General features: G+C 60.1%; 16 protein-coding genes and 2 pseudogenes. 14 read left to right on the top strand and 4 right to left on the bottom strand.

From position 1 onward, the window contains the following. Positions 1-278: 278 nt before the first annotated feature. Both V1289_RS07800 and V1289_RS07795 read right to left on the bottom strand, forming a co-directional pair. A pseudogene (locus V1289_RS07800) lies at positions 279-736 on the bottom strand (cupin domain-containing protein). A gap of 18 nt (positions 737-754) precedes the next feature. After that, positions 755-1930: an ABC transporter substrate-binding protein gene (locus V1289_RS07795; protein ID WP_334396390.1), complete on the bottom strand. Its 1176-nt coding sequence runs from the start codon at positions 1928-1930 to the stop codon at positions 755-757. 290 nt (positions 1931-2220) lie between these two features. Between V1289_RS07795 and V1289_RS07790 the strand changes: the two genes are divergently transcribed. The 10 genes and pseudogenes from V1289_RS07790 to V1289_RS07745 form a co-directional block, all read left to right on the top strand. Beyond that, positions 2221-2715, top strand: a complete 495-nt coding sequence (locus V1289_RS07790; protein WP_334396389.1) for a MarR family winged helix-turn-helix transcriptional regulator — start codon at positions 2221-2223, stop codon at positions 2713-2715. 32 nt (positions 2716-2747) lie between these two features. Next, positions 2748-3572 (top strand): alpha/beta hydrolase, encoded by an 825-nt coding sequence (locus V1289_RS07785; RefSeq protein ID WP_334396388.1) that lies wholly within the window; start codon positions 2748-2750, stop codon positions 3570-3572. A 119-nt stretch (positions 3573-3691) separates the two neighbouring features. Further along, positions 3692-5377 (top strand): benzoate-CoA ligase family protein, encoded by a 1686-nt coding sequence (locus V1289_RS07780; protein ID WP_334396387.1) that lies wholly within the window; start codon positions 3692-3694, stop codon positions 5375-5377. Between the two features lie 34 nt (positions 5378-5411). Further along, positions 5412-5858 carry a RidA family protein gene (locus tag V1289_RS07775; RefSeq protein WP_334396386.1) on the top strand — a complete coding sequence of 149 codons (447 nt, stop codon included), beginning with the start codon at positions 5412-5414 and terminating at the stop codon, positions 5856-5858. A 124-nt stretch (positions 5859-5982) separates the two neighbouring features. Next, a complete protein-coding gene (locus tag V1289_RS07770; RefSeq protein WP_334396385.1) occupies positions 5983-7008 on the top strand; it encodes a histone deacetylase family protein in 1026 nt (341 codons plus the stop codon). Then, on the top strand, positions 7009-7830 hold the full coding sequence (locus V1289_RS07765; RefSeq protein WP_334396384.1) for an aspartate dehydrogenase: 822 nt from the start codon (positions 7009-7011) through the stop codon (positions 7828-7830). A 167-nt stretch (positions 7831-7997) separates the two neighbouring features. After that, on the top strand, positions 7998-8327 hold the full coding sequence (locus V1289_RS07760) for a hypothetical protein (protein WP_334396383.1): 330 nt from the start codon (positions 7998-8000) through the stop codon (positions 8325-8327). A gap of 877 nt (positions 8328-9204) precedes the next feature. After that, positions 9205-9438: a hypothetical protein gene (locus tag V1289_RS07755; RefSeq protein WP_334396382.1), complete on the top strand. Its 234-nt coding sequence runs from the start codon at positions 9205-9207 to the stop codon at positions 9436-9438. Positions 9439-9490: 52 nt separating this feature from the next. After that, positions 9491-9913: a hypothetical protein gene (locus V1289_RS07750; protein ID WP_334396381.1), complete on the top strand. Its 423-nt coding sequence runs from the start codon at positions 9491-9493 to the stop codon at positions 9911-9913. A 418-nt stretch (positions 9914-10331) separates the two neighbouring features. Then, positions 10332-10655, top strand: a pseudogene (locus tag V1289_RS07745) (aspartate dehydrogenase domain-containing protein); the annotation flags it as partial. 16 nt (positions 10656-10671) lie between these two features. On the opposite strand, the gene V1289_RS07740 reads toward V1289_RS07745, so the two are convergent. Both V1289_RS07740 and V1289_RS07735 read right to left on the bottom strand, forming a co-directional pair. Continuing rightward, positions 10672-11412: a metallophosphoesterase family protein gene (locus tag V1289_RS07740; RefSeq protein WP_334396380.1), complete on the bottom strand. Its 741-nt coding sequence runs from the start codon at positions 11410-11412 to the stop codon at positions 10672-10674. Positions 11413-11625: 213 nt separating this feature from the next. After that, positions 11626-11904: a hypothetical protein gene (locus V1289_RS07735; RefSeq protein ID WP_334396379.1), complete on the bottom strand. Its 279-nt coding sequence runs from the start codon at positions 11902-11904 to the stop codon at positions 11626-11628. 80 nt (positions 11905-11984) lie between these two features. Between V1289_RS07735 and V1289_RS07730 the strand changes: the two genes are divergently transcribed. From V1289_RS07730 to V1289_RS07715, 4 genes are all read left to right on the top strand, one after another. Beyond that, positions 11985-12194 carry a hypothetical protein gene (locus V1289_RS07730; protein WP_334396378.1) on the top strand — a complete coding sequence of 70 codons (210 nt, stop codon included), beginning with the start codon at positions 11985-11987 and terminating at the stop codon, positions 12192-12194. A 126-nt stretch (positions 12195-12320) separates the two neighbouring features. Beyond that, on the top strand, positions 12321-13640 hold the full coding sequence (locus tag V1289_RS07725) for a UDP-glucose dehydrogenase family protein (protein ID WP_334396377.1): 1320 nt from the start codon (positions 12321-12323) through the stop codon (positions 13638-13640). Between the two features lie 66 nt (positions 13641-13706). After that, positions 13707-14699 (top strand): UDP-glucose 4-epimerase GalE, encoded by a 993-nt coding sequence (gene galE, locus V1289_RS07720; protein ID WP_334396376.1) that lies wholly within the window; start codon positions 13707-13709, stop codon positions 14697-14699. Positions 14700-15101: 402 nt separating this feature from the next. Then, positions 15102-16535, top strand: a complete 1434-nt coding sequence (locus V1289_RS07715; protein WP_334396375.1) for an undecaprenyl-phosphate glucose phosphotransferase — start codon at positions 15102-15104, stop codon at positions 16533-16535. Positions 16536-16600 lie beyond the last annotated feature (65 nt).

The raw sequence follows: 16600 nt of genomic DNA, 5'->3' as shown, positions 1-16600 counted from the left end.
GAATGCGGACGTGTATTTGTCGTCATTGCGAGGAGCGAAGCGACGAAGCAATCCATTCTTTCTTTACGCGGAGCCATGGATTGCTTCGCGGAGCCTGTTATCGGGCGCGCATTCGCGCGACCCGGTGGCTCGCAATGACGGTCTACGTCCAAAATGCGTGTGCTGTTCAAGAATTGAATCGGAATTGTAGGATGGGTAGAGCGCAGCGAAACCCATCGCTTTCGTGTTGGTGGGTTTCGCTGCGCTCTACCCACCCTACGAAGTCAATCGCGCGAACCTCACGCTCCCGGAGGCGGCGGCAAAAAGTGCACGTTGTGTTCGGCGGCGAGCGCCACCACCGCATCCGGGGTCTGCTCCTTCAGATTATGAATCGCCCAGAACAGATCGTAGAGCCGGCGGCTCGGCGAAACCCAGAACAGGACTTTTGCGGTTTGACCGGATTTGTTGAAGATGCCGTGCGGAATGCCCATTGCCAGCCGGACCAGATCGCCCGGCGTGGCCTGGGTGTCGGCGCCGTCGAGCATGAAGTCGAGCTTGCCCTCCAGGATATAGAGATACTCATCCTGGTCGGGATGGATATGCGGCGGCACGAAAGTGCCGGGCGGGAAGGTGGCGTGCCAGGAGAACGAGTGCTCGGTGACATTCTTCGGCACATAGGTCTGGCCGAGAATGTTCCACGAGATGCCCTGCAGGCCCTCTCATTGGCCCGGGTGATGCCGACGAGTTCGGTTTTCATGATGTTTCCTTCCCATTCTTATTTGCCGGGCGTGCAATCCTTGGCATAGCGGTCGCCGTAATTTTCGAACACTTTTTCGACGATCTCGGTCTGGAATTTTCCATCCGGGCGTTTTGCGACTTTGGTCAGATAAAAGTTCTGGATCGGATAGCCGTTGGTGTTGAACTTGAAATCGCCGCGCAGCGAGGTGAAGTCGGCCTTTTTCAGCGCCGCCGCCACCGCGTCCTTGTTGCCGAGATCGCCCTTCACCGCCTTGACGGCGCTGTCGATCAGCATCGCCGCGTCGTAGCCCTGCATGGCATAGGTGCCGGGCACGTTGTTGTAGGCGCCTTCGTAAGCCGCGACGAATTTCTTGCTCTGCGGATTGTCCAGGTTGGGCGCCCAGTTGGCGCCGCCGAACATGCCGACCGCGGCATCCTGCTGCGCCGGCAGCGTCGATTCATCGACCGTGAAGGCCGACAGCACCGGAATCTTGTCGGCGAGGCCGGCCTGTTTGTATTGCTTCACCAGGCCGACGCCCATGCCGCCCGGCATGAAGGTAAACACGGCGTCGGGCTTGGCGGACGCGATCTTGGTGAGTTCGACCTGGAAATCCAGCGTGCCCAGCGGCATGTAGCTTTCCTCGACGATCTCGCCCTTGTAGTCGAGCTTGAATCCGGCCGCGGAATCCTTGCCGGCCTGATAGTTCGGAACCAGCACATAGACGCGCTTGTAGCCGCGATCCTGGGCGACCTTGCCGAGGATCTCGTGGACCTGGTCGTTCTGGTAGGAGGTCACATAGAAGAACGGGCTGCACTCCTTGCCGGCATAGCTCGACGGCCCGGCATTCGGACTGATCAGGAAGGTCCTGGAATCGGTGACCGGTTTGTGAATCGCCTGCAGGATGTTGGAGAAAATCGGCCCGACCACGAAATCGACCTTGTCGCGCTCTAGCAGGCCCTTGGCCTTGGTGACGGCGCCGTCCGGCTTGAGTTCGTCATCGGCGACGACGACTTCGACGTCCTTGCCGCCCATCTTGCCGCCGAGATCCTTGACGGCGAGGGCGAAGCCGTCGCGGACCTGCGCGCCGAGGGCGGCGGCCGGGCCGGACAGGGTCACGATCACGCCGATCTTGACTTTCTCCTGGGCTGCGGCCGGGCCGGCTGCGACACCCAGCAGGACTGCAAGCCCGGCCAATTTCAACTGCTGCTTCATGACTTCCCCCTCCGGTCGGCTGCTTCGCGCAGCCGATCCCCACGCCAACCAACACTTCGAAATCCAGCTTATTCGCATGACGGCTGCCGCTGCAAGCAGCAAGCGAACGAGCGCAAACGCAGCATTTTTAGGGTATGCAAGGCGCGGGCCAATTGCTTTAATCCTAAAGGAGTTGGATAATTGTGCAAAGCAGCTCGCCGCGGCGTTTTGACTTGCGGCGGGTCCCGAATTATTTGAAGGTCAAAATGTCGGCTTAAGCCGGCAAGACCAAAAGAAGCCAAGATTGCATCATGATTCTGGATTCAGAGACCAAGGCCGTTGAGCTGCCGGAAGATCACGGCGACGAGATCAGGTTGTGGCTGCGGCTGCTGACCTGCACGACGTTGATCGAGGGCGAGGTGCGCAGCCGGCTGCGCGAGCGGTTCGACGTCACGCTGCCGCGCTTCGATCTGATGGCCCAGCTCGACAAGGCGCCGGAAGGCATGACGCTTTCGGACGTCTCGAAGCGGATGATGGTCTCGAACGGCAATGTCACCGGGCTGGTCGAGCGTCTGGTCGAGTCCGGTCACCTCGACCGGCGCACCTCGGATTCCGACCGCCGCGTCCAGGTGATCCGGCTGACGAAAGCCGGCCGCGCCGAGTTTCGCAAAATGGCCGCGGAGCACGAATTGTGGATCGCCGACATCTTCGGGGATCTGACCCCGAAGGACGTCCGCGAATTGATGCGGCTGTTGGCCAAGACCAAGGCATCGGCGCAGAAATCCGCCAAGCAGCGGGCGACCTGACGGCAGGCGTTGTGATTTGAAAGGCTGATCCGTTGCAAGCGGATGTCGACTACGAGGTCGAATACAACAACCGGGCCCGGGTTCCCGAAAACCCTTTGATCATGGCCGGCTGGGCGCGCGACGCGGCTGCCTATCGCGAGGCGCGGCAGGGCCGCTGGCGCGTGATCCCGTATGGCAGCGGTGCGCGCAACGGGATCGATTTCTTTCCCGGCGACGGCGCGGGGCCGATCGTCGTTTTCATCCATGGCGGCTACTGGCAGGCACTCGACGGCTCGTTCTTCAGCCATCTCGCCGGTGGCTTGAACGCCCAAGGCATCGACGTCGCGATTCCCAGCTACGATCTTTGCCCAAACGTTTCCGTCGGCGATATCATCCGGCAGATGCAGATGGCGTCACGCGAGCTGGCGAAGTTGGGGCGGCCTCTGGTGATCAGCGGTCACTCCGCCGGCGGTCATCTCGCGGCCTGCATGCTGGCGACGGACTGGCGCGCCGTCGATGCGTCGCTGCCGGAAGGGCTCGTGACCGCGGCCTACGCCATCTCCGGCCTGTTCGAGCTCGGTCCGCTGGTCAGGACATCCATCAACAACGCGCTGAAACTCGACGATGCGTCGGCCAAAGCCGAGAGCCCGTTATTCTGGAAGCCGCCGGCGCGCGGAAGTCTCGACGCGGTCGTGGGCGGCAACGAAAGCGCCGAATATTTCCGGCAGAGCCGGACCATCGTCGATGCCTGGGGCGCCGCCGGCGTCGCGACCCGGTTCGGCACCGTTCCCGACGCCAACCATTTTACCGCGATCGCGCCGCTGGCCGATCCGGGCTCGCCTGTCGTGGCGCGGTTAAGGGCACTGGCCGGGCGTTGAGGCCGCCAACCTCGATAAAAAACCATTGGATCGGCCGGATTTGGACTATTGCACGAAATTACTTTAAGTATAAAATACTTGGAAATGGACCTTTCATCCCGAACCAGAGGGCGATGAACATGTCAGGTGAAATTCAGAGCCTTGGTCCGTCCGGTCATGTTGACGATTTTGCGCGGCGAAATCTGCCGCCGCAGCAGCAATGGCCGGATTTGCGGCTCGACCGGCCGGAGTTCAGCTATCCCGAATATCTCAACGCCGCGGTCGAGCTGACCGACCGGATCGTCGAGAAGGGGCTTGGCGATAACATTGCGCTGATCGGCAATGGCCGCCAGCGCACCTACAAGGAACTGGCCGACTGGTCGAACCGCCTCGCGCATGCGCTGGTGGAGAATTACGGCGTCAAGCCCGGCAACCGGGTGCTGATACGCTCCGGCAACAACCCGGCACTGGTCGCGGCATGGCTTGCGGCAACGAAAGCGGGTGCTGTCGTCGTCAACACCATGCCGATGCTGCGCGCCGGTGAATTGACCAAGATCGTCGACAAGGCGGAGATCGCGCTGGCGCTGACCGACAGCCGGATTGCCGATGAACTGGTGGCGTGCACGAAAACCAGCCGGTTTCTCAAGCAGGTGGTGAATTTCGACGGCACGTCGAACCACGATGCCGAACTCGACCGGGTGGCGCTGAACAAGCCGGTGCGGTTCGATGCCGTCAAGACCGGTCGCGACGACGTCGCCTTGCTGGGATTTACCTCGGGCACCACAGGTGAACCGAAGGCGACGATGCATTTCCATCGCGATCTCCTGATCGTCGCGGATGGTTATGCCAGGGAAGTGCTCAACGTCACCCCGGATGACGTCTTCGTAGGCTCGCCGCCGCTCGCCTTTACGTTTGGCCTCGGCGGGCTCGCGATCTTTCCGCTGCGGTTCGGCGCCACTGCGACACTGCTGGAAAACGCGTCGCCGCCCGAAATGGTCAAGATCATCGAAACCTACAAGGCCACGATTTGCTTCACCTCGCCGACCGCCTATCGGGCGATGATGGCGGCGATGGACAACGGCGCCGATCTCTCGTCGCTGCGCCTTGCGGTTTCGGCCGGCGAGACCTTGCCGGCGCCGGTGTTCGAAGCCTGGACCCGCAAGACCGGCAAGACGATTCTCGACGGCATCGGCAGCACGGAATTGCTGCATATCTTCATTACCAACCGGGTCGGCGACGCCGTCGCGGGAACGACGGGGCGTCCGGTTTCCGGCTACGAGGCGAAGGTCGTTGACGATGACATGAACGAGGTGCCGGCGGGCACCGTCGGCAAGCTTGCGGTCCGCGGTCCGACCGGATGCCGTTATCTGGCCGACGCACGGCAGTCGAACTATGTGCGCAACGGCTGGAATCTGACGGGCGATGCGTTCGTCAGCGATGCCAACGGCCGGCTGTCGTTCGTGGCCCGCTCCGACGATATGATCATCTCCTCCGGCTACAATATCGCCGGTCCCGACGTCGAGGCCGCTTTGCTGGCGCACCCTGCGGTCGCCGAATGCGGCGTGGTCGGTGCGCCCGACGAGGCGCGCGGCATGATCGTCAAAGCCTATGTGGTGCTGACGTCCGGCACCGAAGGGAATGCGGCGCTGGCGACGGATCTGCAGGACCACGTCAAGCGCGTGATCGCGCCCTATAAATATCCGCGCGCGATCGAATTCGTCGCGCAACTGCCCAAGACCCAAACCGGCAAGTTGCAGCGATTTGCGCTCCGGCAGATGGCCGCGGCCGGGACTGCGCCGGGCTCGGCGCGCGACGCCGCCGAGTGAATGTTCCAAATTGGATTGCGAAGGAGACGAGCCGGTGACATCGCCAAAAGGCCCCGCATTGACCGTGGTGCCGATCCCCAAGACCTCCGGCCTTCAGGTGCTGCAGCCGAACGGCTGGCCGACGCCGAAGGGCTACGCCAACGGCATGGCGGCCGATGGCCGCCTCGTCGTGACCGGCGGCGTGATCGGCTGGGATACACAGGGCCATCTGCCGGATGATTTCGTCGCCCAGGTGCGCCAGACCCTAAGCAATATTTCGGCGATTCTTGCCGAAGGCGGCGCAAGCCCTAAGCATCTCGTGCGCCTGACCTGGTATGTCGTCGACATCGAGGAATATCTGGCGAACCTGAAATCCCTCGGCCGGGCCTATCGCGAAATCTTCGGCGCGCATTATCCGGCGATGGCGCTGGTTCAGGTGGTGCGTCTGGTGGAGAAGGCCGCGCGCGTCGAGATCGAGGCCACGGCGGTGGTGCCGCGCTGAAACGCTTGCGCCGCGTGCGACGGTTCGGCTTCTTCACGTGGATGACAGGCGAGTTCGGATTGCGTGCTCGTCAAGATATTGATCTATTCCGGTGTTCCCGCGCTGATCCTCGAAGGATATTCAATTGAAAGCGGTCTACACCGAACGGCATCGCAGCCACGATCCGCAGTTCTTTCTGGTGCGCGGCGTCGTCCGGCGCACCACCGAGCAGCCCGAGCGCGCCGACCGGTTGCTCAAGGGCCTTGCCGCCGGGTCCCACGATCTGGTCGAACCGACCGTGTTTGGTCAGGGGCCGCGCGCAAGAATTCATAGTCCCGAATATCTGCGCTTTCTCGCGGAGGGCTGGGAGGAATGGTCGGCGCTCGGCGATGCCGGGCCTGAGATGATCGCCAACATCCATCCGGTGCGTCAGGCCGCGACCTATCCAACCAGCATCGTCGGCAAGCTCGGTTGGCACACTGCCGATACCGGCTGTCCGATCGGTCCGGGCACCTGGGCCGGGGCCTGCGCCGCAACCGACGTCGCGGTGACGGCGGCGCAGTTGGTCATGGACGGCGAGGATGCGAGCTACGCGCTCTGCCGTCCGCCCGGCCATCATGCCTATCATGACATGGCCGGCGGTTTCTGCTTCCTCAACAACTCGGCCATCGCCGCCGCGCATCTGCGGCTCAGACACGAACGCGTCGCCATTCTCGATGTCGACGTGCATCACGGCAACGGCACGCAGGGCATTTTCTATTCACGCGCCGATGTGCTGACGGTCTCCATCCATGCCGACCCCAAAAATTACTATCCGTTCGTGTGGGGCTATACACATGAGCGGGGCGAGGGCGCCGGTCTCGGCGCCAACCTCAATATCCCGCTGCCGATCGGAGCCGGCGACGACGCGTATCTGCTGGCGCTGGACTCGGCGCGAAAGACAATCGCGGCCTTTGCGCCCGGCGCGTTGGTCGTGGCGCTTGGGCTCGACGCCTCCGAGCACGATCCGCTCAAGGGCCTTTCCATTACCACGGACGGTTTCAGCCGGATTGGCGCCGCTATCGCGCGGATGGGACTGCCGACGGTATTCGTTCAGGAGGGTGGCTATCTGTCCGACGTGCTCGGCGATAATCTCACCGCCGTCCTCGGTGGATTTCAGGGAGCCCGTTAGATGACCAAGGTATCAAAGAGCCCGCAGCGCGTCGCGGTGGCCGGGCTCGGCGCGATCGGAATCAAGATCGTTGAAGCGCTGGATCAGGGCATCGACGGATTGGTCCTCGCAGCGGTGTCGGCGCAAAATCCGGCCAAGCACCGGGAAATCCTTTCCCGCTTGAAGAAACCGCCCGCCGTCCTGCCGATCGATGGACTCTCGGATGTCGCCGACATTGTCATCGAGTGCGCTCCCAGCAAGCTGGTGCGGTCGATCGTCGCGCCGTTTGTGAGCCGTGGGAAAACCGCGATAGTGCTCAGCGCCGGCGCGCTGCTCGAGAACGAAGATTTGATCGACCTTGCGAAACAGAACGGCGGCCAGATCGTGGTGCCGACGGGGGCGCTCATTGGCCTCGACGCGGTCAGCGCGGCGGCAGAGGGAACGATTCTGTCGGTCAAAATGGTGACCCGAAAGCCGGTGACGGGCCTGGCCGGCGCGCCTTATCTGGTCGAGAACAACATCGATATCGAACGCATCAAGGAGCCGCTCAGGATTTTTCAGGGCACGGCGCGCGAGGCGGCCAAAGGCTTTCCCGCCAATCTCAACGTAGCCGTGGCGCTGTCGCTGGCCGGCCTCGGGCCTGACCGCACCACGCTGGAAATCTGGGCGGATCCGACGCTGACCCGTAACGTGCATCGGATCGAGGTGGAATCCGATTCCGCCCGTTTCTCGATGTCGATCGAGAACATCCCGTCCGAGAATCCGAAGACGGGGCGCATCACCGCGCTTTCGGTCATTGCCTATCTGCGCAAGCAGGGCTCCGCGTTGCGCGTCGGCACCTGAGTATTTGAGCCCCGCGAGGCCCCGCCCATCTGGCGCATGTGCCAGCTTGAATATTTGCTGGGCAGTACGTTGCCTAAATCTTCTGGTCGCGGATGATTCTTTCACCGGGCAACCAGAGCGTGGGCGCGATAACATTTTGGTGGGGCTGCTTGTAGGGAATGTTGCGCATGGACAGCGAGCGAAGAATATTTCCGCGGCTATACTTGGAAAATTTCCGTCAACCACCCACGCTCATCGAATTGACCGCCGATGAGACGCTGGAGTTCGAACGGCTCGATCGGCTGTCCTCCGTCGACAATCTCGGGAATTGCGCATGGGACTTCGAGAGCGATCCAAAGACACCTGAACAGAAACGGTGGCCGGAACTCTATCGAAAGCATGAAACTGGCTGGCGCCTTTGGCTTGCGGCGGAAGGCGACTGGGTGGTTGCCGTTCCCCTGAAATCGGTTTGGCGTTGGGACGGGTTAACGAGGCATCTGCGGCATAAAGACCTGTGATCGGGTAGCCGCTTGCTTCCAGAGCGCCGCGCGAATTTGCCCGATAGATATTGGTTCCCCCTCAATCGTTGGTCGAACGTTCAAAAGTCCTTTACCTGCCAGAAAAACTGTCTCTGCTGGCGAAAATGAAGGAGCGAGGTTTGTCCGGCGCGTTTCTTGGGTGACAATGCTGGATGGGTTTAACTGCTTGGTTCGATTTTTCTGAAATGTGTGTTTGGTGTTTTTCCTGAGCGAGGAATATTTCACGACGAAATGGAAGTTGATGATTTAAGGGGCGGTGGGTTGCACAAAAATTTCAGCAGGTGAACAATCTTTCGGCGTCGGGAATCATGATGTCGTCACAACTTCGGAATGAAGATAAGCGTGGGCGAAACGGGACTACCACCATGCTTCCTATCCTGATCTTGTCGTCGATATTCTTTGCTGGATATGCGGTGCGTTCCTGGCGGTCGCACAAACGGCGCACGCACCACGCGCCCTACCAATCCAAATCGCAGTCTCGCATGCTGGGGCAAGCGCGCCGGGCATTCTAGATATGCGAAGAGCCTGACTCGATATGCTGTCTGGCGAGGCTCGTTGATACATTGATTGTGGGGACTATCTTGAACAGCTTTCTGATTGCGATTCTGGCGGGCGCGATAGTCCTGATTCTAGGCAGACTTCACAGCTATTGTCTTGATGAGAACGAGAGAATAGCCAAGGGTATGCGTACTCTGGATGATTTATTGACCAGTGGCGGGCGTGCGGCAGTGGGCCGGAATTGTCATTGGGCCGGAATTGTCTGCGGGTCGATGGTTCGCAAACGAGATGTCGCGAAATGATTAGCTCTCGGGGTCATTCACCGCGGCGATACTTTGTCGATGGCAGCGGGCGTCGCGTGCTTATCGGTTTGACGACCGAAGAAACGCTTGAATTTGAAACACTAGACAATCTTCCGGCTCTGGATGAGACAGGCGGGCATGTTGCCCGGGATGAAAACGGAGCCCCGACCACGACCCGTGAGAAGCGCTGGCGCGAACTCTATTGCAAGCACGATATCGCCTGGATAGAGTGGAAGACGCGAGCTCAGGCGGATCGCCGTGAAGCTTCAGGATTTGTTAAATATAATTGAGCGACCTTATGTCTTGTTTCCTGTCATCTTAGTATGAACCCGGGATACGAGAATGTTTCAGCTGCTTTTGCGGGATCGAGTACACAACTTTATCAGGGGCCGCCTGGGTGACGACGGGTTTAGGGCACGTTCGGCCGAACGGGATGCTGAGACGGATTTGGCCCGTGTCGGCTCGATTGTAACCGCGATCGAAACCGCACTTCATGCAGCAGAGAGCGAACATTCAGGCTTGAGCCGCCGGGTGGACGATGTCCTGGCACGCGCCGCGGTGACTTTCGGAAATGGAACCGACGAATATCTGGAGCGCGATGCGCTGGATAACTATCACCAGGATCTATTTGGAGCCGAGATTTTAAATGGGCAGCGTAGGCTCAAGGAACTGGCTACGGAGATTTCCCATTTCAGATTTATGAAGGCGGCCGTGCTGAGCAGGTTCCCATACTACCAAGACGCCGGAACCAGGCAGAGCGTCTGAAGACTGATCAGGCGGCTCCAAACCCTTGCTGCCTCAAGGCTGGCTGCTTATGCTTAATTGATCAACAACTGCCGGTTTAGCGAACGACTCCGGGTGTGATAGTTCGTTTTACTCCCCCAAGATCCTTGCCGTCCCAAGGTCTAGCGGTGGACTCTTTAGCCACACGATCTACCTCGCGCGCTCGATCTGCTTTGATTTGCTCTCTGATCGTAAGCTCGGGGGCCGGGCTGCAATCCTTGCAAGGGTCGGATGCTGCCGACGCGGGGGCCGAGCAAGCGGCGAAACCCAACAATAGTAGCGTCAGTGCTCTGGCCATGGTTTGTGCATAGCAGCATTACGCCGGCTAAGCCAGCCCACTGACGCTCGTCTCACTCGGGTGCTGCAATATGGGTATCGCAGGAAGCTCGAGCCGCTGCGGATTCCGATCGATCGCATCAGGGAGCCGCTCCGGATTTTTCAGGGCACGGCGCGCGAGGCCGCCAAGGGCTATCCCGCCAATCTGAACGTGGCCGTAGCCCTTTCGCTGGCCGGCATCGGGCCTGACCGCATCACGCTGGAAATCTGGGTCGGTCCGGCGCTGACCCGCAACGTGTATCGCATCGAAGTGGAATCCGATTCCGCCCGCTTTTCGATGTCGATCGAGAACATCCCGTCCGAGAACCCGAAGGCCAGCTGCATCACCGCGCTTTCGGTCATCGCCTATCTGCGCAAGCAAGGGGCGGCCCTGCGCGTCGGCACCTGATCCGCCTCGCGCGGAGTTATACGGCCAACAAGCGGCTGCCCTGGATCGACAGCAAGGTAAGATTACCGGTGGCGTAGGCTCCGGTGTCGATGTTGGCCCGATTGGAAAGAACTTCCGCGCTGCGAACCGGGGTATGGCCATGCACAACGTATTTTCCGAAATTCTTCTGGCTGCGCAGAAACTCCTCGCGGATCCACAACAGGTCTGCTTCCTGTTGCTTCCGCAGGGGTATACCGGGCCGGACACCGGCATGAACGAAGAAGAAGTCTCCACAGGTGAACGTCAGACGCAAGCCTTGCAGAAATTCGAGATGCTGCGGCGGCAGCGCGGCGGCCAGCTCCCTTACCAAGGCAAGTTGCTCCTCGTCGTCCGGATTCGGCGACGGTGCGAGGCCGTAGGACATCAGGGTTTGCATCCCGCCAAACTGGAACCAATCGGCAATGCGCGAGGGATCGCGAAAAGCGGCGCCAAGGAACGCTTCGTGGTTGCCTTTCAGGAACACCATATTTCCGCGCCGGCTGCGCCTGATCAGGAGGTCGAGCGTCGCGCGCGAGTCCGGTCCGCGATCGATATAGTCGCCGAGATACACCTCGATCGCATGACGTGGCCTGCTGTGTGCAACGTCGGCGTCGATGACCCCCAACATCTGTTCGAGCAGATGCGCGCAGCCGTGAATATCGCTGATCGCGTAGATTCGAACCCCATCCGGCAACCTTGGCTTGGCCGTCGCCTTGGTAGATCGCAGCGCTGACAACATCTGGTGTCGGATATTCCTGAAACGGTTTGGGGTTGAAATGACAGGCACGCTTACTCACGTCCCGAGACGGCGAACCGGGGGACGGGCACATGTTAGCCATGAAGCCAGCCAATCACGAGCCAGAGTCCCCTGCAAATGTGTTGATTGTCTGCCGGTTTTGTGGACGCAACGCGAAATGGTCCGATTTGGGCAGGTCGGACCTCAGCGTGTACTTTATCGAAGCTTCGGGGTTCCCAGCGAGGGACGTCGCCCGCCGGCATGGGCCGGCGTCACGGCGTGCTTGAGCAGCGCGGTGCAGAGATATCCAAGCTGCAGCAGGGTCGCAAATATCACGATCGGCACTATTGTCTGCGACAATGTGGCGCCCTCCGCATTGGAAAGTGCCGCAAAGCAGGCCGCGCCGAGAACAATGACCGGGGGCAGAACGAAAAATCTGAATCGAATTCCGAGTATCGATCCAATCAGCGTGCTGCAAATCGCCAGCGTAATCACGCAACCGTACTCCGCAAACTGATTGAAAACGGTAGCGGGTGCCACCTAAAGATGGTTTAATATGGCCGGAAATGTCTGGCATGCGTCCTGCTGGGAATGTCGGCCTGAGCGGGATTGGACGCCACCCGATCGCCCAACGATTGCGCAGCAAACACTCACTGGACCAGGCAGCAAACCGGCCAAAATTGCAGCAAAATAATTCTCTTGTTGCAGCTCATTACCAGCACGCACTTTGTTCGCGCGATTTTGATTCCGCGCTCCCCGGAATTGTTGTCGGCAAAATGGCGTGAGCGGGACGTGATGACGAGAATCGTGGTCTGCCTGTCCTGCAGAAATACGATGCTCCAGTTTTTGACCCACCTGCGACATTAATCTAGATACGGCATTGGTGCGGATAACGAATAGGTGCGTGGTTCATGCGGATAGTCGTCGTTGGAACAGGATATGTGGGACTGGTTTCGGGTGCCTGTTTCGCTGACTTCGGACATCACGTCACCTGCGTGGACAGGGATGACGCGAAGATCGCTGCGCTGTTGCATGGCGAAATTCCGATCTTTGAGCCCGATCTTGAGCGCCTTGTGCAAAGCAATGCGCGCGCCGGGAGGCTCTCGTTCACAACCGACCTTGCGGGGCCCGTCCGCGATGCACAGGCGATCTTCATCGCCGTGGGCACCCCCTCGCGTCGCGGCGATGGTCACGCGGATCTGAGCCACGTCTACGCCGCGTCGCGCGAGATCGCTGAGGCGGTCAAGGGTTTTGCGGTGGTGGTTACTAAATCGACGGTGCCTGTCGGTACCGGCGATGAGGTGGAACGGATCTTCATGCAGGTCAATCAGTCGGCCGGCGTCGCCGTGGTCTCAAATCCGGAATTCCTCCGCGAAGGCGCGGCAGTGCGCGACTTCAAGCATCCGGATCGTATCGTTGTCGGAACGACCGACGAGCGCGCGCGCAAGGTGATGGGCGAGATATACCGGCCGCTTTATCTCAACCAGGCACCGATCATGTACACCAGCCGCCGCACCGCCGAGTTGATCAAGTATGCCGCCAACGCATTTCTGGCGACCAAGATCACATTCATCAACGAAATGGCCGATCTGGCGGAAAAGGTCGGGGCGGACGTTCAAGAGATTGCGCGCGGAATCGGGATGGACAATCGTATCGGATCAAAATTTCTTCATGCGGGGCCTGGTTTCGGCGGCTCCTGTTTCCCGAAAGACATCCGCGCCCTGATCAAGACCGCGCAGGATTACGATGCCCCGCTTCGAATCGTGGAGGCGGTGAATTCGGTCAACGATACCCGCAAGCGCGCGATGGCGCGAAAGGTTGCCGCGCCGTTCGGCGGGAATCTTCGCGGCAAGACCATTGCGGTGCTTGGCTTGACGTTCAAGCCGAACACCGATGACATGCGCGAGGCACCATCGATTCCGCTGATCACCGCGCTGCAGGATATGGGCGCAACGGTGCGGGCATTTGATCCGGTGGGCATGGAGCTCGCGCGCATCGAAATGCCGGATATTCAGTATTCGGAGAATCCGTACGAATGCGCCGCCGGCGCCGATGCGCTGGTTATCGTCACCGAATGGGAGCAGTTGCGGGCGCTGGATCTCGATCGATTGAAGCGCGAGATGGCGTGCCCGGTGGTGGTGGATCTCCGCAATATCTATGATCCCAATGAGCTGACCAAGCGCGGGTTCCTGTATCAAAGCGTCGGGCGCGCCGGGAAGCCCGAAGCGTAGCTCGCGTTCGCCGCGCTCCAGGCGTCTGCCGGGCTCCGAAGGCTCTTTCATCGTGACAGGAAATACATGTCCAAAAGCCCGGCGATTCTCGTAACCGGAGGAGCCGGTTACATCGGTGCTCACTGCTGCAAGGCGCTGTCGGAAGCAGGCTTTGTCCCCGTCTGCTTCGACAATCTTTCAACCGGCCACCGCGATTTCGTGAAGTGGGGCCCCTTCGTCGAGGGCGACGTTGGCGATACAAAGCGTTTGACTGATGCGATCGCGGCCCATCAAGTCGTGGCGGTGATGCATTTCGCGGCCTTCAGTCAGGTCGGCGAATCCGTCGGCGATCCCCAGAAATATTATCTGAACAATGTCTGCGGGACGCTGTCGTTGTTGAAGGCCATGCTCGAACGGGGATGCAATCGTCTGGTGTTCTCGAGCACGGGGGCAGTCTACGGGAATGCCGGGCGCGATCCGATCAGCGAGGGCGCGGCCGGCGCGGTCGTCAATCCCTACGGCGCGTCGAAATGGATGATCGAGCAGATCCTTGCGGATTATCGTAGAGCCTATGGGATGAATTCGTTTTGCCTGCGTTACTTCAACGCCTGCGGTGCCGAATCATCGGGATCGATCGGTGAGTTTCGGGACCCCGAAACCCACCTCATTCCACGCGCAATGATGGCACTGCAGGGACATGTCCGTGACTTTGCGATCTTCGGCGGCGACTACGAGACGCCCGATGGAACGGCGATACGCGATTACATTCACGTCGTCGATCTGGCTGCGGCGCATGTCCGGGCCGTCAATGCCCTGTTGGATGGTTCCCGTGGCGGTCACTACAACCTTGGCACGGGTTCGGGATTCTCGGTTCGCGAGGTGCTGGCGGCCATCGAGCGCGAAACGGGGCTCAAGGTTCCCCTCGTCGCGAAGCCCCGCCGCGCCGGCGATCCCCCCGTCCTGGTTGCCGATCCCTCGGCAGCTAAAGCGGATCTCGGCTTTGTTCCGGTCTGTTCCGATCTCTCGACGATCGTGAGATCCTCGTGGATGTGGCATCAATTGGCCCACCCGAAAAGTTAATCCAGAACAGCAGCCTCTGCCAATTGCTGCTCCGCATAGTTTCGTGTTGTCGATCGTGTTCCGTAAATTATCAAAATTGTGACGCAGTTCACGAAGCTGCCGTTTTTTGAGATCGACAGCGTACATAGCGCTCACCTTGATCGGTTCTGCGGCACGCGGTGATTGTTTCAGCATCACAATACTGCAATGCAAAATCCGATTTGTTTTTTTTTGGTGCGGTGCCACACTCTCGCTTCGATTGGTTAGCAGTCTCCCGAGACCTTCCCGGCAAAACCTTGCCGGGAATTTTCGGCAAACTTAGCAAACTTATTCGACGACGTTCGCTCCGACTGACGACGTTCGCTCGAATAGTGACTAGCAAGCGTTGTCGGCAGTTGCGGCGATGAAGTGAAGAGGCCTGAGATGTCTGCAGCAACATATGGTACCGAAGACGTCAATGCGACGATTGCCAGCCGCGGAACTTCCCTACAAAGACCCTTCCAGATATTCTTCATCAGCGGCGATTTCCTGCTCGTCCTCCTGAGCTATCTGGCGGCAGGCATTCTGTATCGCGAATTCATGGGATCTCCTGCTGACCAGGAGGTTTCAATCGGCGCGGGCCTGATCGTTGGCGTGGCTTTCGTCACAATCGCGTTCTTCCAGGGTGTCTACAACAGCCATCGTTTGCTCAACGGAATCTGGCAGGCACGCAAGGTTGTCTTCGCATGGATGCTGGCGCTGACAATTCTGGCTGTCGCCGCCTTTCTCCTGAAGTCGACGGCCAATTTGTCGCGCGGCACGACCATCTTGTTTGCGGTCACAGGTCTCGCAAGTCTGGGCGCACACCGTGCGGCCTGGCGCATCGGCTTGGCGTCGTCCTTCGCCAAGGGGCATTTCATCGACCGCAGGGTTGTGCTGCTCAGCCTGAAATCGCTCGATTTCACCTCGAATCGTTTCAAGGACTTGCGCAAGAACGGTTTTGACGTGGTGCGTCACTTCGTTGTGAACGCGGCACAGGACGAGGCAGCGCTCGATCTCGAGATCATGAATGTCATCCGGCAGTCACGGACCACGAATGCCCAGGAGTTCCTGCTGGCGATCGACTGGAACGAACTGCCAATGCTGCAGAGGCTGAGCCAGCATCTGCGGATGGTTCCGCAGCCGATCCGTCTGTTGCCCGATTTCCCGATCGCCGATCTGGTGTCGCGGCCGTTCCTGCCGGTCAGCGGGTCCGTCGCGATCGAGATCCAGCGGCCGCCGCTGACGGTGTTTGAACGGGTTCAGAAGCGCTGCCTCGACATCGGACTTGCGTCCTTCGCGTTGCTGATGCTGGCGCCGCTGATGATCACGGCGGCGATCCTGGTCAAGCTCGATACGCCAGGCCCGGTGATCTTCCGTCAGTCGCGTCGGGGCTTCAACGGCAAGCCGTTCCAGATCTGGAAGTTCCGCAGCATGATCGTGACCGAGAACGGCGCCACACTCACGCAGGCCACGAAGCAGGACAAGCGGGTGACCCGGGTCGGTCGCTTCCTGCGCAAGACCAGCATCGACGAGTTGCCGCAGCTCTGGAACGTGCTGCGCGGTGAGATGTCGCTGGTCGGACCGCGCCCGCACGCGCTCGCCCATGACAATTACTACGACCAGGTGATCAGCAAATACGTCTACCGCCACCACATGAAGCCCGGCCTGACCGGCTGGGCCCAAGTCAACGGCTTCCGCGGCGAGACGCCGACCATCGACCTGATGGAGAAGCGCGTCGAGTACGACGTCTGGTATGTGAGCAACTGGGGCATCTGGCTCGACATCCGGATCATTTTCCGGACCGCGGTCGCGTTGATGTATCAGGAAGCCTATTGAGGCCAATCGCGCGCCGCTCCGCCAGGGCGGCGCGGTCTGCAACCTGTTGTTTGTCGATGATGACG

The sequence above is a fragment of the Bradyrhizobium sp. AZCC 2289 genome (genome assembly GCF_036924615.1).
GTDB lineage: Bacteria > Pseudomonadota > Alphaproteobacteria > Rhizobiales > Xanthobacteraceae > Bradyrhizobium.
Note: the sequence above shows the minus strand (reverse complement) of the source record. Positions and strands in the feature narration are given on the sequence as shown.

Coding starts and splice junctions, on each gene's coding strand:
- V1289_RS07750 (WP_334396381.1), top strand. CDS start 9,491: ATGTTTCAGCTGCTTTTGCGGGATCGAGTACACAACTTTATCAGGGGC.
- V1289_RS07760 (WP_334396383.1), top strand. CDS start 7,998: ATGGACAGCGAGCGAAGAATATTTCCGCGGCTATACTTGGAAAATTTC.
- V1289_RS07790 (WP_334396389.1), top strand. CDS start 2,221: ATGATTCTGGATTCAGAGACCAAGGCCGTTGAGCTGCCGGAAGATCAC.
- V1289_RS07740 (WP_334396380.1), bottom strand. CDS start 11,412: ATGTTGTCAGCGCTGCGATCTACCAAGGCGACGGCCAAGCCAAGGTTG.
- V1289_RS07715 (WP_334396375.1), top strand. CDS start 15,102: ATGTCTGCAGCAACATATGGTACCGAAGACGTCAATGCGACGATTGCC.
- V1289_RS07765 (WP_334396384.1), top strand. CDS start 7,009: ATGACCAAGGTATCAAAGAGCCCGCAGCGCGTCGCGGTGGCCGGGCTC.
- V1289_RS07780 (WP_334396387.1), top strand. CDS start 3,692: ATGTCAGGTGAAATTCAGAGCCTTGGTCCGTCCGGTCATGTTGACGAT.
- V1289_RS07725 (WP_334396377.1), top strand. CDS start 12,321: ATGCGGATAGTCGTCGTTGGAACAGGATATGTGGGACTGGTTTCGGGT.
- galE (WP_334396376.1), top strand. CDS start 13,707: ATGTCCAAAAGCCCGGCGATTCTCGTAACCGGAGGAGCCGGTTACATC.
- V1289_RS07795 (WP_334396390.1), bottom strand. CDS start 1,930: ATGAAGCAGCAGTTGAAATTGGCCGGGCTTGCAGTCCTGCTGGGTGTC.
- V1289_RS07730 (WP_334396378.1), top strand. CDS start 11,985: ATGCGTCCTGCTGGGAATGTCGGCCTGAGCGGGATTGGACGCCACCCG.